The organism is Nostoc sp. CMAA1605 (assembly GCF_021596505.1).
GTDB lineage: Bacteria > Cyanobacteriota > Cyanobacteriia > Cyanobacteriales > Nostocaceae > Trichormus.
Window position 1 is genome coordinate 1 of sequence record NZ_PJIZ01000105.1, and the last position, 22,226, is coordinate 22,226.

Here is a 22,226-nt window from a genome sequence, read left to right on the forward strand (position 1 = left end):
AAACCAGTATCAAGATTAGCTACACTTTGATTATTCTTTAGATTATTTTAATAATTTAAACCTTGGCGATGCTTCTTAAGTCTGCGGCGAATTATGACCACCGCAGCACTTAGTCTTGGTTTTGACACCATCTTTTCTTGATTAACTTTGATATTTGTAATTCTGAGGAAGCTTTTATGACTATTATTCCAGGTACACTTGTCCAACTTCCTAACGGCAGCAATGGAGTTGTAATCCTTCCTCTTGGTGGCAACCTGGGCGTGTATTAGTTAAATTACCACGCGGGCGCAAGCGGTGGTTTAAGGTAAATGAGTGTACCCCCCTTCCCTTTGGTATTAATTTTCATGCTCGTCAAGCAGAATATGGAGAGTCATAAATCGTTCAGGAGTGCTGAGTGCTGAGTGCTGGGTGCTGACTAATGACTAATGACTAATGACTATTGTTAGCTGTGGTGCGACGTTTAGTCGGTGCTGAGTGCTAGCTCAAAAAGTTAGCCTTGAAATTATGGTGAAAAAATCTTTGGGAAATAGCGTCAGACTCGTTTTTATAGAGGTTGACGCTAAATTCATTAGCTTTTTTTTATGTTCAGGGTCTTTACATGGGCTGACCCCGTTTGATAACGAAATTTAAGCTTATGTTTAGATTTTCATCTAATTTGTAAAAAATCGTAATATTTAATATTTTCTTTAGATTTGCTAAAAGCTGGAGTCCTGGCCTCTAAGCACAGAGTGTTTGAGAGAGGACTGAAGTCCTAACTACGAACCTGGAAATATTGAAGACCAGAAAATATGTGTGCTAGCTTACTACACATGAAATGAGATGTTATTCCCAATTCTAGGCTTAAAACCTCAATATAAAAGGTTAGAAATAAAAATAGGTAGTTAATTTTGTCCTGAATTATGCTGTGAGAATAGATTTAAATCGTGTCAGGGAATACTAAGCATAGAGAAGTTCGTCAAGCTACTATGTCATATTTGCTTTACCCCATCCTGATCACGATTTTGGTTTTGTTTATCCAGTATTTCATGACCTTCTTACAACTTTGCAAAGCCAGATTTCAGTACCCTAAATACCAAGTTATCGACACAGAGCAAGTTCCGACGTACTTTCAAGATTTATTGCAAACTCCTATCCAAGAACTCGAACAACTGGGTTTTAAGCCATTTAGCTACATACAATATCAACCAATGGTGCAAGCTAATCAGCAACCCAATTGGGAAATTCTCTTATATAACAAGTCTTGTAGCAGCTACGCCACAATCGTTACTAACCGTTTAGTTGAACCTGTAAATTTATTTGACATTGAATTTTACACATTTTTTCAGGATAGAACCTTATTGTTAACAGTGAATTGTAAAAAGCATGGTTTTATTGAAGAAGTTCCCCATGCAATTGTTCAAGATGCTTATGCTAGTGATGTTTCCATTCAATGGTTACATCACCAAGATAAACTCAATAAGTTAATTCTGGAAAAATTACCCTGTGCTTTAGTACCAAAAGATTTTGCTCAAGCACTACAAATATTCATTGGTAATTATGTCAAACATCTCAGTCAAACAGGTAAAATATCACCAATTAAAGAAACTTCATTATTTCAATTACATTGGTTAACTGCGCTGAAAATAGTTTACCAAATCGTCCAAGGGAATAACAAAACAGCCAATATACATCAGCAACGCCGACAAAAAGCTAAAACTCAACCCAGCCTACAAATAAATATTCCGGTAGAATTGGAAGTTGCTAGCTTTAAACATATGCAGCAAATGCAGCAGGGTTTAGTTAGTAAACAACTCCGCACTTGGCTATTTTTAGGAAGCATCGCAGTATTTGCAGCTAGTTTTACCAAGTTTCTTACCTTTCAAAGTGTACTGATATTTATTATTGTGATTTTATTCCACGAAGGTGGACATATCCTAGCCATGAAATTGTTTGGTTATCAGGATACATCTGTGTTATTTGTACCATTTTTAGGTGCTTTTGCAACAGGACACAAACACGAAGCCACTCTGAGCCAAAAATTTTGGATATCCCTTGCAGGCCCGTTACCAGGGTTAATTGTGGGGATGATTATAGCCACATTCACACCCCGAACTGGTGATGATTTTGCTTGGTTACGCGAAACAAGTTGGATATTAATGTTTATGAATTTATTCAACTTGCTACCAATTTATCCTTTAGATGGGGGAAAGATTGCCAATTTACTTTTATTTTCTCGGATACCTTTTGCTGATGTCGCATTTAAATCAATTGGCTTAGTGATATTTTTCCTGTTGGGAAAACAGGAACCAGGACTGTTAGTGTTTTTGATTTTGGTAGCTTTTAGTATTCCTGGGGATTTTCGCAATGCTCAAGTCAGTAATAAGTTACAGCAGGAAATCAAACGCAGTCAACCGGACAATCAAGAGCATCTTTTACACACTATCTTCCAATATTTACAGCAACGGGGATATGACAAATTACCATTTCAAACTAAATACACCTTAGTCAAAGATTTAATGCAACGATATTATGAATCTAGTGGGAAGTTGACTACTAGATTTGCGCTAATGATTTTTTACTGTTTCAGTTTGTTTGGGGGGATGATTGGTAGTTTACAAGCAACTATTCCTGGTTGGTTAAATGTTGTACCTCAACTATTTGAAACTCCTCAGCAAAGTTATGAACGTTTCGCCCAAAAAAGAAAAGCAGAAATTGCTGATTTGACTGCTACTTTGAGTAAAAATCCTAATGATGTGAATGCTTATAAAAAACGCGCTAGGTTAAGGATGATGATGCGGGATGAGGAGGGAGCATTGACAGATTATAACCAAGTCATTCGCTTAACACCAAATGATATTTCATCTCGCCTAACTCGTGCTGGGATACGTAGAAACTTGTTAGATGATCAAGGCGCAATGCAAGATTATAACGAAGTTATACGCCTGAATCCAACAAACTTTATGGCTTATCAACAACGTGCCTATTTACGCAATCAAATGCAAGATTATCAAGGTGCGATCGCTGATTACAATCAAATTATCAAATTAGATCCCCAAAATCGCTGGGTTTATCTTTCACGGGGAGAAGCAAAGCAAAAACTCAAAGACTACAAAGGCGCGTTAGCTGATGCAGAGTACATGATTAAGCGATATCCACAGTCGTATGAAGCTTATCAACTGCGGAGTCAAGTCCGACAGAGTTTAGGAGATACCCAAGGTGCGATCGCTGACCAACAAGTAGCAGATAAACTATTAAGTAAAATGGAAGAAGAAGACCCAACCTAGTAAAAATTTTGGATTTTGGATTTTAGATTTTGGATTGCTAGATTGGATTCAACGGAAAAGACCGAAACTTAGGGTCAGAATACTGTAGATAAATATCTACCATTTTTTTCCGACTATGAATAATAAAGTTAAATTCTGGACTTTAGCTACTCTCACCCTGGCTGTTTCATCTTTGACTGTGGGTGGAGTCGTAGCACAAACAAGACTGACACCACAATCAAAAGTCTCGATTAACGGTATTGGCCCTGTGCGTGTGGGGATGACTGTTTCCCAAGCCTCTCAAGCTGCTGGTGTTCGTTTTGCAGGGGATAAACCGAATAACAGTTGTTACTATGTCAGTCCTAAAGGATATAAAAATCTGGGTTTCATGGTGACAGAAAATCGGATTGCGCGGGTGGATGTCTACGACAAAAGCCGAATTACAACCGTTAGAGGCGCGAAAATCGGTGATACTGAAGCACGCATCAAATCTCTCTACCCAGGACAAATTCAAGTTTCACCCCATAATTACGTCCCTGGTGGACACTATCTAACATTCGTTCCTCAAGACCGCGCCGATCGCAATTATAGAGTAGTGTTTGAAACTGATGGTAAGCGGGTAACTATGTATCGTGCAGGTAAGCTACCAGAAGTTGAATATGTGGAAGGGTGTAGTTAAGAATTTGGGGGTTTAGGGGTTTAAGGGTGTAGGGGAAAGAATTTTGAATTGATTCATTGTTCACCCAATTGGGTGAATGCGATCGCCACATCACAAATTAACCTGAAATAAGGCGGGGTTTTGATGTTGTGATTAATAATGCAAATAGCAAGCTAAGATGACCGTTAACCATACACCAGTTACTTGCACAAGAAAGGGTCAAAGAGTGGATGAAACCTTGAAATTCTCGACTCCAACAGATTGTTCACAGCAAACAATCACTTGGTTAGAAAGAATTGCTGACAATTTACCAGGAGTGATTTTTAGGTTTCTCTACAAACCAGATGGTTCTCGGTTTGTCTTATATGTCAGTGGTGGTAGTCAAAAGCTGTGTGAATTAGCACCAGAAGTTATCAAAGCTGACTGGCAAGCATTATTTCATATGCTTTATCCAGAGGACATCAATAGTTTTACAGAATCTATATCTGTAGCTTACGCTACTGTGAAGCCCTGGTGTTGGCAAGGTCGCATCATCACCCCCAGTGGTCAACTGAAATGGCTAGACTGTAATTCCCACTTAGAACTACAGGCTAACGGTGATGTGCTGTGGGATGGGTTGATTTTGGATATTACAGACCGTAAGCAAGCACAACTACAATTACAAGCTACAGAAAGACGTTATCAAGCCATCTTGGATGCAATTCCCGATTTAATGTTTCGCATCAGTCGAGATGGTGAATATCTCGATTTAAAAGGTGATGGGGCAAACGTAAGTTTATCGCGAGACGCAATCATTGGGCGAAACTTACAGGAAGTTTTACCCAGTGATGTCGCCGCTATTGGTCAGGAAATGATTCACACAACCCTAAATACAGGCAATTTACAAACCTGCGAATATCAACTATCAACCCCTCCCGGCTGGCGAGATTATGAGGCGCGGTTAGTAGTGAGTGGTCATGATGAAGTATTAGCGATTGTCAGGGATATCACGGAACGCAAACAAGCAGAAAGCACATTACAAAACTTGGCACAAAAATTTGCCAAAGCCTTTAATTGCAGTCCTGACCCGATTACTATCAGCACCTTGCAGGAAGGACGCTACGTAGAAGTCAATGATAGTTTTATCAAACTCTCTGGTTATGAACGCCAGGAAGCAATCGGTCGTACAGCCTTAGAATTAAATATTTGGGTGGATGAGCGCGATCGCCTAAAATTAATTCAACAATTACAAACCCAAGGGGCTGTTCGCAACCTGGTTTTACCATTCCGTGGCAAATCTGGGGAAATAATTACCTCAACACTTTCAGCCGAAGTCATGGATTTAGATGGTGTTCCCCACATTATCGCCATTAACCATGACATCACAGCCCAACAATTAGCCGCACACCGCGATCGCATTTTAGCTGAAACCCTAGTCAGAATTCGTTCTTCCCTGAATTTAGAGGAAATTCTGCAAACCACTGTCACAGAAATTCGGCAATTTTTGCAAACAGACCGAGTATTTATTGGGATTGATGATCCTAAACTTGGCGCGAAAATTGTTGCTGAATCAGTCAATCCCCAATATCCAGCAGTATTAGGGTGGAAAAGCGGCGACGATAGTTATATGCAAGAATTACGCACCGTTTTTAGAGCTAATCGGATGCGTGCTGTCGCAGATGTCAGTAAAATCGAGATATCACCCCAATTAAGGCATATATATCAACAATTTCACACCAAAGCCACCCTAGCCCTCCCCATCTTTGTCGGGGACAAATTATTTGGTGCAGTGGTAGCTAACCAATGTTCCACGACACGCAATTGGCAACCCATCGAAATTAATTTATTACAACAAATCTCAGAACAACTAGCGATCGCCATCCAACAAGTCAAACTCTACCAAGAATTAGCCGACCTTAACGCCAATCTTGAACAACAAGTAGAAGAACGCACCGCCCAACTGCAACAAAAAATGCAGGAATTAGCAGAAATGCAACGCGTCAAAGACGTAATATTACACACCGTCGCCCACGATTTACGTACTTCCGTCATCGGTAACTTGATGGTTTTAAAGAATCTTCTGGGAATGGCAGGGGAGGTAGGGGGCAGGGGAGCAGGGGGAGCAGGGGGAGCAGGGGGAGCAGGGGGAGAAAAAGACAATGCCCAACTCCCCATGCCCAATTCCCCATGCCCAATTCCCGTTTCTAGCTCCATCATTGAACGGATGATTCAAGGTAATGAGCGACAATTGCGAATGCTAGATTCATTATTAGAAATTCATACTTGCGAAGCTCAAGGAATGACTCTGCAAGCAGAAATGGTGCAATTTAGCCATTTATTTGACAGAATTATCCGCGATTTACAACCTTTATTGTGTCAAAATCAAGCAAATATCAACAATCTACTCCCTGCAAATTTACCCTTGGTGATGGTTGACATCCCCAAATTGCAGAAAGTTTTACTGAATTTGTTTACTCATAGTCTGCAACATAACCCCCAGGACTTCAATTTACTGTTAAAGCCAAAGTAGAAAACGGGATGATTCGCACTTGTATCCAAGAAAACGGTGTCAGTATCAGTAAACTAGAGTGCGATCGCCTATTTGATTTGTATGTGCGTGATCCCCAAGCGTCTTGTTCCACACTCATCAGCTTACAAATGTATCTTTGTCGCCAAATTATTCAAGCCCACGGCGGCGAAATCGGCGTAATTAGCCACCGCAAGCGCGGTTTAACCTTCTGGTTTACCTTACCTCTTTCTGTTTAAGAAAGCATTTTTCAACAAATTTCAGCCATCTTTGGGCATCGGGCATTGGGCATTGGGCATCGTCTTTTTCTCCCCCTGACCCCCTGCCTCCCCTGCCTCCCCTGCTCCCCCTGCTCCCCCTGCCCCCCCTGCCCCCTGCCTCCCCTGCCTCCCCTGCCTCCCCGCCTCCCCTGCTCCCCCTGCCCCCTGCCTCCCCTGTCAGAGTGTGAAAATCAAATCATTACGCAAGTTTTGAAAAATTTGAGCATTCTGCTACATAAGTGGGAAAAATTACTGTATGGTAGGTAGCGATGATTGCGTGAATAAGACACATAAATTCTGGTTAGAAAGATATTATTTTTGACTCAATAAATGTGAATTATTTAAGTATTTTTACCACTGCACATCATACCTAACTACAGCAAAAACAATTTTTTAACCCTATGTAGATTTAGGAGACAGGTGGCAGTGAACCGATTTAACGTAAAAAACCATATTCTTAAACCAGTATTTAATACCCACATCTTCAATAAAAGTGTCAGTATTATTTCTGTATTAAAACCTCTAACAATAGTATTATTTATAGCTATTGCCTTGGGAAATGAGCAGCAAGCGATCGCTCAAACTATCAATCGCAATTCCGTACCAACTACTACTCCTGATCGCGATTTACCATCAGATGTACTACCACCACAATCCGAGCCAGAGCCATTACTTCCGCCTGTAGAAACACCCGATCAGTCAACTCCCAGCCCAGAAGATCCCAACGCCAAATTTCAGGTTGATCGGATTGAAGTTGTGGGAAGTACAGTTTTTTCTCCAGAAGATTTTGCTAAGATTACATCTCCCTTTGTCGGTAGAGAAGTATCATTTGCAGAGTTATTGCAAGTGAAAGATGCAATTACCAAGCTTTACACGGATCAAGGCTATGTCACCACAGGAGCCGTAATTGCACCCCAAACAATAGAAGCTGGCGTGGTGAAAATTCAGGTGATTGAGGGTAGTTTGTCAGAAATTAAAGTTAGGGGTAATCGTCGATTACGTACCCAATACATTCGCGATCGCATCCGTCTGGGTGCAGGTAAACCCCTGAATGTTCCACAGTTGCTAGAAAAACTGCAACTGCTACGCCTTGATCCACGCATTCAAAACCTATCAGCCGAATTACAGATGGGTGTCACGCCTGGAACTAATATCCTGCAAGTAGAAATTCAAGAAGCTGATACCTTCTCACTGACTACAACTTTAGATAATGGGCGATCGCCTAGTGTCGGTAGTTTGCGGCGGGGTGTGGAAATCCAAGAATTGAATTTATTGGGTTTCGGGGATACTTTGAGTGCAGCATACACTAATACTGACGGTAGCAATACCCTCAACTTTAATTACAACCTGCCGGTGAATGCTAACAATGGTGCTGTCTCGTTGAGCTTTAACCAAGGTTGGAATCGTGTGATTGAAGAACCATTCACCGTTCTAGATATTCAATCAAACACTAAATCTTACGAAATCGGCTATCGTCAACCATTGATTCTCAAACCCACCCAGGAATTAGCCGTAGGAATATCATTTTCCCGCCAAGAAAGTCAAACCGAATTAGGTCTTGATAATATCGGTGGATTTCCCCTATCTCCTGGTGCAGATGCAGAAGGTAGAACCAATATTTCCGCTTTGCGCTTCACCCAAGAGTATACCCAGCGTAGCAATCAAGAAGTTTTTGCCGCGCGATCGCAATTTAGTTTGGGTGTAGATTGGTTAGGGACAAACGTCAATGCAGATGAACCAGATAGCCGCTTTTTCAGTTGGCGGGGACAAACCCAATGGGTACGACAACTAGCACCAGACACACTATTTTTAGCTAAAGGCGACTTACAACTAGCTACTACTTCCCTCGTTCCCTTAGAGCAATTTGGTTTGGGTGGACAGCAAACAGTACGGGGTTATCGTCAAGATACCTTACTGACAGATAATGGTTTATTAGTAACAGCAGAATTACGCCTACCCGTCTACCGGACTACGAAATCAGAGACAGTATTACAACTTGCGCCTTTTATCGATGTCGGTACAGGCTGGAATACTAACAGTAGAAATCCATCCCCAAGTACATTAATCGGTACTGGATTAGGACTATTGTGGAAACAAGGTGATCATTTCTCCGCCAGACTAGATTGGGGGATTCCCTTAACCTCAGTAGAAGGTGATAAACGCAGTCTCCAAGAAAATGGCTTGTATTTTTCTGTGAGGTATTCACCATTCTAAAAATTGAAAATATTCCCCAAAATATTCATGATGATCTAGCAGCATAGGCTTTTGGGAACTCTTAATCAAGAAGTATAGATAAAACCTGAGCGATGAAAGCATCCTTGATTGGTTGGAATTTGCTCAATGTCATCTTGATAGGTGAAATTCTGTTGTGGTGCAAAGCTGCACCAGCCCAAGTCATCGAAGATTCTACTCTGAATACTACCGTTATTCAAAGTGGTGACGACTTTATCATCACTAACGGTAATCAAGTGGGGAAAAATCTGTTTCACAGTTTTAGTGAATTTTCTCTTTCCACTAACAGATCAGCAACATTTGACTTATCAAACTCAGCAGATATTACAACTATCTTTAGTAGAGTTACGGGTAACACAGCCTCAACAATTGATGGCGCGATTTTATTATCGGGAAGTCGTAGTCCCCAGGTGAGTTTATTTCTAATCAATCCAGCAGGAATTGTCTTTGGGCCAAATGCCAGTTTAAATATTAGTGGCTCATTTATCGGCACAACTGCCAACAGTATCAAATTCTCTGATGGTAAAGAGTTTAGTGCTACCAGTCCCAGCAATTCACCCCTTTTGAGTATCAATGTCCCCATAGGTTTGCAGTTTGGCTCCAGTCCCAGAGAAATCACGGTGCAGGGAACAGGACACAATATTACATCCAGTAACCTCGTATTTGGGTTTTATCAGACATCCTTACTTACTGGGGGTTTACGCGTAGGAACTCCCGCCACCTTGTCACTCATTGGGGGAGACATCATCATCCCAGGAGGTATACTCACCGCGCCACAGGGATTAATTGCCTTGGGAAGCGTTGGACAAGATAACCCATCAGGCTTTGTAGGAATGCAAACTACACCCCAAGGTTGGAAATTTAACTATGACAATATTTCAGCATTTGGTGATATCAGCCTTAGTCAAGCAGCTTTGCTCAATGCCAGCAATGTAGGTACAATTACCCTCACAGGTCGGAATATCTCCCTGGAAAATGGCTCTCTAGGACTGATTCAGAATAGAAGTAATCATACGGCTGGTGACATTCAAGTCAATGCCACTGGATTATTATCAATGATTGGTTTATCAGCAAACAGGCAAGTCCGCAGTGGTTTAGAAAATCAAACCCTCAGCAGTGGTAATGCGGGAAATATTCAAGTGAAGGCGGCTGATATTCAGATTATAGGTAGTGCTGGTATTCTCTCTCGCAGTTTTGGCACTGGTATGACGGGAAAAATCGACATCAATGCCGCTAATCACCTGCAATTAAGGGAAGTTGCAGGAAATGTTAATGGTAGTAGTATTATCGGGACTTTAGTGTTTGGCTTAGGCAATGCAGGTGATATCCAAGTCAAAGCCAATCAAATCACGCTGTTATCAGGTGGTAATATTAACTCTTCTTCTTTGGGTCTAGGTAATGGTGGTAATTTAATGGTGGATGTAGCCGATACCATTAGCATCGCTGGTTTTAACCCACTGACTCAAAGTGCATCTTCCATTGGATCTGTGAGTTTTAGTCAAGGTAACTCCGGTTCAGTTACAGTTAACACCAGTCAATTGCGACTGCGCGATCGCGGACGGGTGACTACAGGTGGTTTTGCTCAAGGAAATGCTGGTAGTGTAGTCGTCAATGCTACAGAAACTATTGATATCTCCGATCCTTTGAGTGTGATAGACTCCTCTATTGACATTCTCCCCGCCGTCACTAGAGCCAGTTTTCGTCTTCCCGATGTTCCCAGTGGCAATGCAGGGAGTGTTACAATTGATACTAGAAATCTGAGAGTTAGTAACCAAGGGCAAGTTTCTGTCAGAAACGATGGATTGGAAAATGCGGGAACTCTCAAAATCCGTGCTACCAATATCCAACTATTTAACAATGGTAGTATTTCTGCTCTGACTAAAACAGGTGAAGGCGGCAATATCAACCTCCAGACACAAAACCTCACACTCCAACAAGATAGTTTTATTTCTGCCACCTCTGGAGGCAAAGGAAATAGTGGTAACATCACCATTGATTCTGCCATCATTCTAGGCAGGGGCAACAGTGATATTATCGCCAACGCTTCCCAAGGTCGTGGCGGCAATATTAGTATTATCACTCAAGGGATGATTGGTTTAGAGTTCCGCAATACCCTTTCTCCCAGAACCGACCCCACCAACGACATCACAGCCAGTTCTGAGTTTAACGTCAATGGTCAAGTGCAAATCAATAATATTGGTGTTGATCCCAATTCTGCTTTAGTGGAACTAGCCGCCAATCTCGCTGATTCATCCCAGCAAATAGTCAGTGGTTGTACTGGGCATAGTGGTAGTAGTTTTGTAGCCACAGGACGGGGTGGTGTACCCCAAAATCCTAATCAAGACGTGAGGAGCGATCGCACTTGGTCTGATATCCGCGATATCTCTGCATTCGACACCACAGCACCAACCCTACCACCTCAACAGCAAAACATCCCAATCCAAGCGACAACTTGGTATCGTAACTCTCAAGGCAAAATTCAGTTAGTAGCCAATTCATCCCCATCACAAAAACACACACCATTAACCTGTGAGGCGGATTATCGCGGTTAAATGACCGAATTTCCCAAAAAGTTGGAAATTTTCCCCAGAGAAACATCAATTCCTCAATGATTCTTTAATAATTCTTCACTGACACCAGTGAGAAACACCACCAAACAGGGAAAAATAATAAGGGTATAAAAAAACACTAACAACAATCCTATGAAGGCAATTTCCATAGACCGTAGATTGGCTGCTCAAAAATTCTCAGCGTCGATACTATTCTCATGGGGAATCATATTGTTCTGTAACAATTGCGTTCATGCTCAAATCGCTCCAGACGGTAGTTTCCACACCAAAGTTACTCAAGACGGGAATCACTTCACCATCACTAATGGTAGTGCCGCAGGAACCAATCTCTTTCACAGTTTCCATGAATTTTCTGTTCCCGCCAACGGTTCAGCCAAGTTTGATCTCTTGAAGACACCCCAAATCACCACAATTTTTAGTCGCGTGACTGGGGGTAAAGCTTCCCAAATTGAGGGTGCGATTCAAACCCTCAATAATCAGCAGCCTGTAAGTCTATTTTTAATTAATCCGGCGGGAATTATCTTCGGTAAAGATGCAAGTTTAAATATTGGAGGCTCATTTGTCGGTACAACAGCCAACAATGTAGTATTTGCTGATGGCTTTAATTTTAGTGCCACTAATACCACTACACCCCCATTATTAACAATTAGCGTACCTATCGGCCTACAGTTTGGTCAAAATCCTGCCGACATTAACATTCTATCAGGAAGCCAACTGCAAGTCCTTCAAGGAAAAACTTTCGCACTCGTAGGTGGAAATATCTTTGCAGACAGCCGAACTATTTCCACCCCCGAAGGCCGGATAGAGTTGGGTGCAGTGAATGGGGGGACTGTCAGCTTAACGCCTAATTCCCAAGGTTGGCAGTTAGGTTATCAAGCAGTTCCAGATTTTGGCAACATTAACTTATCGAATCAGTCCATAATTTCCACAGGTGGTAAAGGTGAAATTCACCTGTGGGGTGCAGATATCTCCTTAAGTGGTGGTTCTCGCTTATCGATTCAAAACACCACAAATTCCCAAACTCCAGGAAAAATTTCTGTCCACTCATCAAACTTACTCACCGTCACTGGTGATAATCAAAATGGCAGTCTCACCAGTGCCATCCGAGCCGGGGCTACTGGTACAGGTATGGTAAGCAATATTGAAATATTTACCCAAGACCTGATTGCTAATAATGGGGGAATAATTCTGACTAACAATTCTAGCTCTTCTGTTGGTGGAGGTAATATTCAAGTCAACGCCTCCAGAAGTATTGAAGTAGCAGGAGTAGGAAAAAGACCAAGTAATCGCAGTGGTATTTCTGGCTTGACTTTTTTATCAGGCAAAGGTGGAGATGTTAACGTTTCCACTAGCAGATTATTCATCCTTGATGGTGCTGTAGTCACAACTTCAACACTGGGAACAGGATCTGCTGGTAATGTGACAGTTAATGCTACAGAATCTATTCACTTAGCTGGTGTGGAAACAGCCTCAACTAGTTTTGCACCCAGTTCTTTAAGTTCCTCAACTCTAGCGGTTGGTAATTCCGGCAACTTAATTGTGAATACAGCTAGATTGTCAGTTCACCATGGGGCAAGAGTAGAGGCTTCTTCCTATGCCAGTGGTGATGCAGGTAATGTGATTATTCGTGCCTCAGATTCCTTGGAAGTGTCTGGAAGTCCAAGCCTATCTTTTTTAATACCCAGTTTTGTAGGATCATCAACAGTTCAACAAGCTGGTTCATCCAGAGTTCTCACTGGTGATAGTGGAGATGTACACATTACAACCGCACAATTAAAAGTTGCCAATGGTGGATTAATCAACGTCCGCAATGATGGTACAGGGAATGCTGGCAAAGTTAAAGTCAACGCTAACTCAATCATGTTAGGTAATCAAGGTGCGATTACAGCTGCTACACAGGTGGGAGAGGGTGGCGATATTGCCATTAATGCCAACACTCTATTGATGCGTCATGGCAGTGTAATCAACGCTACATCTAATGCCGTCGGTAATGGTGGCAATATCACCATTCATGCACCCATTATTGTTGGGTTAGAAAATAGTGATATTGTTGCTAATGCCGTCAGAGGTAAAGGTGGCAATATTGACATTACAACTCAGGGTATATTGGGACTAAAATTTCGGCATCAACTCACAGCAGAAAACGATATCACTGCCAGTTCCGAAATTGGCTTGAGTGGTACGGTGCAGGTCAATACAATCGGTGTTGATCCCAACGCTGGTTTATTAGAGTTACCAGAAAATGTGACTGACCCCTCACAACAAATTGCTACGGGTTGTGCTGATGCGAGTAGTAGTAGTTTTATTGCTACAGGTAGGGGTGGCATACCACAAAATCCTATGCAAGAAGTAAGGAGCGATCGCACTTGGTCAGATACTCGTGATATCTCTGCATTCCCAACCGCACCACAAATACAAGCAAAAATATCTCAATCTCCACAATTGCTTGTTCAAGCTACCTCTTGGCATCGTAACGCCCAAGGCAAAATTGAATTAATCACAAACCAATCTCCCACCCAGGCAAAACCAGCCTTAACCTGTGCTGCTGTACCAAACACAAATTAATGTTATTTAAACTACTCAATTAATAAATAAAAATTTTGAGCAAATTAAAAACAAAAATCTTTTTATGAAATCAGCTTCTCTTGAATTTGGCTTTTTTAGTCTTATCTGCATCTGTGTTGTGTATAACAATGCTGTTTACGCCCAAGTAGCATCTGATAATACTCTCAATATCAATACTACTGTAAATAGTAGTAATAATTACATCATCACTGATGGTACTCGTGTGGGCAATAATTTATTTCATAGCTTCAGCCAATTCTCAGTACCTATTAACGGTTCGGTATCATTTCACAATGCAACTGATATTCAAAATATTTTTAGTCGGGTAACTGGTGGTGATATTTCCCGCATAGATGGTTTAATCAGTACCAATGGGAGTGCCAATTTATTTTTAATCAACCCATCTGGGATTATTTTTGGGCAACAAGCCAAATTGGATATTAAAGGATCATTTGTCGCCACAACAGCCAATAGCATTAAATTTGCGGATGGAACAGAATTCAGTGCAACTAACATCAATCAGTCCCCATTATTAACAGTGAGTGTACCAATTGGCTTGCAGATGGGACAAAACCCAGGAACAATTACTGTTAATAACATTGGGCATCGTGTAATTGCTAGTAGTCCCACAAGATTAGGTACAACTACTACGGGATTAAATGTTTCTCCTAGTAAAACTCTGGCATTGGTAGGAGGAAACATTATTTTAGATGGTGGGATACTGCAAGCATCTTCTGGACAAATTGAACTTGGTAGTGCCAGGGCTGGCATGATTAATCTAGATCCTTCCATTTGGAAATTTGACTATGGCAATGTCCAGCAGTTTGGAAATATTCAGTTGTCTAAACAAGCTTTAGTGAATGTCAGTGGTAATCCGGGAGGCTCTATTCACTTTCAGGGTCAAAATATTAGCTTGACAGGCGGTTCTGGTGTCTTATCGATCAATCAAGGTAGTCAAAATAGTGGAGATATTGTCATTAATGCCAGCAAATTACTAGAGACACAGGGAATAGGAAATATCAGCTTGACCCAATCTTTTATACGTACCGAAAATACAGGTCTTGGTAAAGGGGGAAATCTAATTGTATCTGCACCACAAGTAAAGGTTTTAGAGGGGGGACTTTTTTCCTTAAGAAACTTTGGTGCAGGGACTGGGGGAAGTATTTCGATTACCGTAGATAATTCCCTTGAAATTGGGGGATTTTCACCACTTAGTCCCACTTCTTTAAGTTTGTTGAATGCCAACACTTTTGGTGCTGGAAAAGCTGGTGATATTCAAATATCCACGGGGATATTAAGGATTCGAGAAGGCGGTGGTATCCTCACCTTCAGTCGAGGGATAGGATCGGGTGGTAATAGCATTATTAACGCCTCTCAATCAATTGAATTGAGTGGGGCAAACCCGTTTAATCTCAGTGCTAGTCAAATTGGAGCAACTGCATGGAAAGAAGGAAATGCAGGGCTATTAACTATCAATACACCTAGACTGAGTTTATATGATGGCGGAGCTTTAGGGTCTTCTACCGCCGGAAGTGGTAATTCCGGTAATGTTGTACTCAATGTTTCTGAATTAATTGCAGTCAGGGGGGTGGGTGCTGCATCTGGTTTGCCCAGTAAAATTGTAGCTATTGCAGAAATATTATCACCTGCTATACAACAACAGTTTGGGGTACAGTCCTTCCCCACAGGCTCTTCAGGTAAGTTGGTTATTAATACTCCCCGTCTGGAGATCACAGATGGAGGGGTTGTTGGTGTTGAACATAAAGGAATTGGCAATGCTGGCAACCTGGAAATCAATGCAGATAGCATTTTCCTCAATCGTGCTGGTAGCATCACAGCAACTACTAAATCTGGGGAGGGTGGCAGTATTAATCTGCAAGCGAATACTTTAGTTATGCGTCATGGTAGTAATGTTACCGCAACCGCAGGTAACACAGGTAATGGCGGCAATATCACGATTAATTCCCCTATTATTCTCGGCTTAGAAAACAGTGATATTATTGCCAATGCCTTTCAAGGTAAAGGTGGAAATATTGACATTACAACTCAGGGGATTTTGGGTTTAGAATTTCGTCCCCAAACTACGCCAGAAAATGATATTACTGCTAGTTCGCAGTTTGGTGTAAATGGTACAGTGCAGGTGAATAATTTTGGCGTTAACCCCAATTCTGGTTTAATCGAATTACCTGTAAATTTAACAGACCCATCTCAAAAAATTGCCTCTGGTTGTTCGGTAAATACTGGTAGTAGTTTTGTCGCCACAGGTAGGGGTGGTGTACCGCAAAATCCTACAGAGGAAGTGAGGAGCGATCGCACTTGGTCAGATATCCGCAGTATATCTGCATTCCAAACCAGACCACAAATCCAAGCACAAACACCCACACAGCCACAAATTCCCATCCAAGCAACTTCCTGGCATCGTAATGCTCAAGGGAATGTGGAATTAGTTGCCATCTCATCTATCACACCCAACTCATCACCATTAACCTGTACTGCTTTCTCTCCAAGGTAATTCGCCTCCCAATATTTTCCCTTTACAAATGTTTAAAATTGGAGGATTCTGGGCATAATAAGCTGGGTATAAATCGAGACAATGTAATGAAAAAGCTATCTGTTTGCTTAGATTTTGTGACTCGAATCTCAACGGGAATCATACTACTACCATCGGTATTCATCTTGTTGTGGAATGGGTGTGCTAACGCTCAAATCACTCCAGATGGTAGCTTCAATACCGAAGTGATCAAAGATGGGAATCAATTTACCATCAATCGTGGTAGTCAAGCTGGAAGTAATTTATTTCACAGTTTTAGTGAATTTTCTGTTCCTAATGGTGGTTTAGCAACATTTGATTTAACCAATGCAACAAATATTACAAATATATTTAGTCGAGTGACTGGTGGCAACATTTCTCAGATTGATGGCAAAATTCAAATTATTCCAGCAGGCAGCAACCCTGTTAGTCTGTTTCTTCTCAATCCTAGTGGGATAGTTTTTGGATCTCAAGCCAGTCTCAATATCAGTGGATCATTTGTGGCTACTACTGCCGACAGTATTAGATTCGCTGACGGCTTTAAGTTTGATGCCACCCAAGCCACCACACCACCCTTATTAACTATGAGTGTACCCGTGGGGCTACAATTAGGCAGTAATGCTCGCACAATTCGCACCGAAGGCACACCCGCACTCAATTTCTTAAATCGCCCCGCGCAAAGTTTTAAGGCTCAAACCGTCGCCCTAGTAGGTAGTGAAATTGATATTAATCAGAGTAGCATTGCCAATCCAGACGGCAGAGTGGAATTGTGGGCATTGCAGAACGCAGAGGTGGGATTGAATAATCAAGCACAATTGCAACTAACTAGCCCTGTGACTGCTGACTGGGGAATGATTTCCCTCAGACAAGCCTCATATATCGATACCAGTGGAAAAAATGGCGGAGCTATTAACATCCGTGGACGCGGTTTAACACTTCAGGAAGGTTCGAGCATTGCTTCGACTACAGGAGCGTCTGGACGAGGACAAGGAATCACCGTTAAAACCACGGAATTTATTGATTTGTTGGGAGTGTCAGATCCACAAAATTATGACACCCCTGGATTATTCACTACTGTATCTGGAAGTGGAGCAAAGGCGGGAGATATTACCATCGAGACAGAGAGTTTACGGATTCAGAATGGAGCATGGTTGCAATCTATCAACAATGGTTTTAGCTTCGATTTCTCAACTCTCAGAACCTTTTCCGTCAACGATACTACTACAGGCAACATCACCGTTCTTGCTAAGGACGTGGAAGTGAGTGGGTATAACCCATTTCCCAATCCTTTTACTGGAGTTGCTAATTTTCGACCTAGTGCTATTACCACCTTAGTTAATAGTGGCAAAAGAAATAATAGCGGTACTATCACCATTGAAGCTAATCAAGTTCGGCTGTTGAACGGTGGGCGTATTAGTGCAAGTATAATAGGCTTCCCATTTTTTGGTTTAGACTCAATCACTATCGGTAATTCTGGAGATATCTCTATTCAAGCTAGCGAGTCTCTAGAAATTAATGGCACTACAGCTGGGGATTAACTGGTGCTATCACGAGTTCAATTCAAGCTTTTGCTCAAGGTGAAGCTGGTAATATTACTATTAACACAGGAAATTTGCGCGTCACAGATGGTGGAGCTATTGCTAGTGAGCTATCAGGTACTGGCAATGCTGGAAATATAGTGATTCAAGCTCAAAATGTAGAAGTCAGTAAGCCAAAGCTCGATAGTTTTAGTAATACAGTTAGTGGTATTACTGTGGCAGTGAATAAAAATGCGGTTGGTGGTGGTGGCAATATTAATCTCCGAGCTGAACGCCTACGAGTGTTGCAAGGTGGACAGATTACTTCATCTAGCTCAGGTCAAGGATCTGCTGGTAGTGTGAATTTACGGGTTAATGATATTGATGTACAGGGTCGTTCTGAAGCTTTACGCGATGGTCGCATATTGCCTAGTAGTATCACAGCATCCGCAGCCAATAACTTTACTGCTCGGTCAGTTAATATTAATACTCGCAAATTGAGTGTGCGCGATGGGGCAGAAATTACAGTGAGCAATCTTGGCTCTGGAGATGCAGGTAACTTAAATATTAATGCTCGTCAGATATTTTTAGATAATGGCGGTAGTTTACGAGCCGAAGTTAATGGGGGTAGTCGAGGTAACATCCGACTCAATGCTAGTGACTTTGTCCTCCTCAGAAATGGTAGTAGTATTGTCACCAATGCTCGTGGTACTTCCACTGGTGGCAATATTAATATTAGTGCAGAGTCAATTATTGCCGTCCCCACAGAAAATAGTGATATTGAGGCTAATGCTATTTTGGGACAAGGTGGTAACATTCAAATTACCACTCAAGGTCTTTTAGGGTTGCAATTCCGTGACCAACTCACACCCAATAGTGATATTACTGCCAGTTCCCAATTTGGGCTAAGTGGTACAGTGCAAGTCAATACAGTTGGTGTAGATCCCAATGCAGGTTTATTAGAGCTACCTGCCAATTTCACTGACCAATCCAAACAAATAGCCAGTGGATGTGCTGATACGAGTAGTAGTAGTTTTATCGCTACAGGTAGAGGTGGTATACCGCAAAATCCCATGCAGGAAGTGAAGAGCGATCGCACTTGGTCAGATATCCGCAATCTGACTGCATTCCAAAACACATCACAAATACAAGCACAAGCACCCACACAGCCACAAATTCCCATCCAAGCTACTTCCTGGCAGCGTAACGCCCAAGGTCAAATAGAATTAATTGCACAGCAATCACCAACTCAGACAAAACAAATCCTCACCTGTGCAGCTATGCCCCAAAGTTAGCGAAAGTTAAATAATCTACCAAACTGGGAACAATAAATACGGAAGTAGAAAGCAGCAATTTAGCGATGAAATTAACTCTGTTTGGGTTTGGCATTCTCAGTACAGTATACATCTGTGCAGTGAACAACAATCATGTCTACGCCCAAGTAATTCCTGATCAAACTCTCAACACTAAAGTAGAGGGTAATGGTAATTACACCATCAATGATGGTAGGCGGATGGGAAATAATTTATTTCATAGTTTCAGCGAATTTTCCATACCCAGTGGCGGTTCGGCTAAATTTAATCATGCTATAGATATTCAAAATATATTTAGTCGGGTGACTGGTGGTCAGATGTCCCAGATTCATGGGAACATCAGCACGAATGGAAATGCCAACTTATTTTTAATCAATCCCGCCGGAATGATTTTTGGTAAGGATGCCAGCTTAAGTATAGGTGGTTCATTCATCGCCACCACCGCCAATAGTATTAAATTTGAGGATGGGACAGCATTTAGCAGTGATCCAGCGACAACCCCGTTGTTAATAGTGAGTGTCCCGATGGGTTTGCAACTGGGAGCCAATGCCGGAACCATCCAAGTACAAGGGAAACTAGAAGTTCCTACTGGTAAAACGTTGGCTTTAGTTGGTAGTCAAATTGAGATGACACAAGCCAATCTGACGGTTCCCGATGGGCGGGTGGAGTTGTGGGCAGTCAAAAATGCTGAGATCAAGATGGACAATCAAGCAGGATGGCAATTGGCGAGTGCTACTGCTGACTGGGGTACTATTACTTTGCAAACAGCCTCGTCAGTTAATACGAATGGAACCAATGGAGGCGCAATTAACATTCGTGGGAAGGGGTTGACTCTACAAGATGGCTCAAGTGTTCAATCCAGCACCTCCGGCGGTCAAGGTAAGGGAATCATTGTTAACACCACAGACTTTGTTGATATATTGCGAGGAACTAGTCAGAGACAGATGAGAACTTCTCTTGGTACTTCTATTGGTGTCTCCAGTAGCGGTCGTGCTGGAGATGTGACGATTGAAACCGGACGTTTACGCATTACTGAAGGCTCATCACTTCAATCTACAACTAGGGGTAACAACTCTAGAACAGGGGATATTTATATCAGAGCTAATGATGTAGAGTTAATAGGTACTAATGCTGTTGCTAATAGGAATAACATTTCATCTACTGACATTAACACTGTTTCTAGTGGAACGAATAGTATAGGTGGCAACATTACTATTGAAACGAATCGACTACGCACAATCGATGGTGGGCTGATTAGTTCTGATTTATTAGGTGGTCAATTAACTGGTACGGGCAGAACTGGAAATATTTATATTCGAGCGACCGAAAGTTTTGAAATTGCAGGTGGAACTATCGGGCAAAGATCCCTAGCCTCTGGAGTAACAACTTCCATTCAACAATCGGGAATAGGTCAAGGAGGAAACATTACTATTGAGACTGGTAGATTGCAAATTAGTAAGGGGGGTTCAATTCGCAGTACCTTAGCTGGCAATGGTACTGCTGGCAATATTACCATCCAAGCTACAGATGTGAGCCTCAGCGACCCAGTGATTGAAACTTTTAGCGGTTTAGTGACTGGTATTAATACTTCTGTAGGTAAAAATGTCATTGGTTTAGGCGGCACTATTAACTTAACCGCAGATTACCTAAAAGTCTTCAATGGTGGTCAAATCACTTCCTCTACACAGGGTCAGGGAAATGCTGGCAGTATTAATTTACAAGTGAAAAATCTGGATGTGCAGGGTATATCTCAGCCATTAAGTAATGGTCAGATTTTACCTAGTCGCATTACTGCATCATCAACAACTAACTTTGCAGCAGGTTCTGTCAACATTCAAGCTGATACAGTCCGCGTGCAAGACAATGCACAAATCACAGTCAGCAATCTTGGCTCTGGGGATGCAGGAAATCTTAATCTCAATGCCCGTCAGATTTTCTTAGATCATGGAGGCAGCCTACGTTCAGAGGTGAATGGTGGCATTCAGGGAAATATGCAATTGCTTGCAGATACTGTATTGTTGCTACGACATCGCAGCAAAATTAGTGCTGATGCCAGTGGTAATTCTACTGGAGGTAACATCAATATTATTGCACCTATCATTGTAGGTTTAGAAGACAGTGATATTATTGCCAATGCTGTGCAAGGTCGTGGAGGCAATATTCTCATCACTACTCAGGGAATTATCGGTTTGGAATATCGTCCGCAATTGACCTTAGAAAATGACATTACTGCTAGTTCGCAATTTGGGGTGAACGGCACAGTCGAAGTGAATAACGTTGGTATTGATCCCAATTCAGGTTTAGCAGAACTACCGACAAATGTAACTGACTCATCACAACAAATTGCTACAGGTTGTGCTGATACGAGTAGTAGTAGTTTTATCGCCACAGGTAGGGGTGGTATACCACAAAATCCCATGCAGGAAGTGAGGAGCGATCGCACCTGGTCAGATATCCGCAGTATATCTCCATTCCAATCCAGACCACCAATCCAAGCACAAACACCCACAGAGCCACAAATCCCCATCCAAGCTACTTCTTGGTATCGTAATCCTCAAGGCAACATCGAATTGATTGCCGCTCAATCTCCCGTTCCAGTACCAACAACATTAACCTGTGCTGCCGTTCCTCAAAGTTAATGTACACATTCCTGAATCCCCAGTTCGATGCAGAGGTTCAAATCTCCAACTTTTTCAGGTATTTACGACGGGTCATAATTTTTGTACTGGGCTATTACTTGAACTTCTGCAAAAGTTAATCTTTGTAAATATAAAGTATAAAAAAAACTGACAAGGGAACAATAAATACGTAATACAAGGTTGACTCATTCAGT

Annotated in this window: 7 protein-coding genes and 2 pseudogenes; all 9 read left to right on the forward strand. The window is 41.8% G+C overall.

Going from position 1 to position 22,226, the window contains the following annotated elements; all coding sequences use genetic code 11:
- Window positions 1–923: 923 nt before the first annotated feature.
- The 9 genes and pseudogenes from CV014_RS25325 (at window position 924) to CV014_RS25365 (ending at window position 22,032) form a co-directional block, all read left to right on the forward strand.
- Window positions 924–3,263 carry a site-2 protease family protein gene (locus CV014_RS25325; RefSeq protein WP_236144544.1) on the forward strand — a complete coding sequence of 780 codons (2,340 nt, stop codon included), beginning with the start codon at window positions 924–926 and terminating at the stop codon, window positions 3,261–3,263.
- A gap of 115 nt (window positions 3,264–3,378) precedes the next feature.
- Window positions 3,379–3,921 carry a hypothetical protein gene (locus CV014_RS25330; protein WP_236144545.1) on the forward strand — a complete coding sequence of 181 codons (543 nt, stop codon included), beginning with the start codon at window positions 3,379–3,381 and terminating at the stop codon, window positions 3,919–3,921.
- Between the two features lie 157 nt (window positions 3,922–4,078).
- Window positions 4,079–6,645: pseudogene (locus tag CV014_RS25335) on the forward strand (PAS domain S-box protein).
- A gap of 522 nt (window positions 6,646–7,167) precedes the next feature.
- Window positions 7,168–8,880 carry a ShlB/FhaC/HecB family hemolysin secretion/activation protein gene (locus tag CV014_RS25340; RefSeq protein ID WP_442946944.1) on the forward strand — a complete coding sequence of 571 codons (1,713 nt, stop codon included), beginning with the start codon at window positions 7,168–7,170 and terminating at the stop codon, window positions 8,878–8,880.
- A 92-nt stretch (window positions 8,881–8,972) separates the two neighbouring features.
- Complete coding sequence (locus tag CV014_RS25345) at window positions 8,973–11,450, forward strand: two-partner secretion domain-containing protein (protein WP_236144547.1); 2,478 nt, start codon at window positions 8,973–8,975, stop codon at window positions 11,448–11,450.
- 228 nt (window positions 11,451–11,678) lie between these two features.
- Window positions 11,679–14,033, forward strand: a complete 2,355-nt coding sequence (locus CV014_RS25350; protein ID WP_236144548.1) for a two-partner secretion domain-containing protein — start codon at window positions 11,679–11,681, stop codon at window positions 14,031–14,033.
- Window positions 14,034–14,097: 64 nt separating this feature from the next.
- Window positions 14,098–16,545, forward strand: coding sequence for a beta strand repeat-containing protein (locus CV014_RS25355; protein ID WP_236144549.1), 2,448 nt, complete (start codon window positions 14,098–14,100; stop codon window positions 16,543–16,545).
- A gap of 86 nt (window positions 16,546–16,631) precedes the next feature.
- Window positions 16,632–19,375 (forward strand): annotated as a pseudogene (locus tag CV014_RS30735) (two-partner secretion domain-containing protein).
- Window positions 19,376–19,440: 65 nt separating this feature from the next.
- Window positions 19,441–22,032 carry a two-partner secretion domain-containing protein gene (locus CV014_RS25365; protein WP_236144550.1) on the forward strand — a complete coding sequence of 864 codons (2,592 nt, stop codon included), beginning with the start codon at window positions 19,441–19,443 and terminating at the stop codon, window positions 22,030–22,032.
- Window positions 22,033–22,226 lie beyond the last annotated feature (194 nt).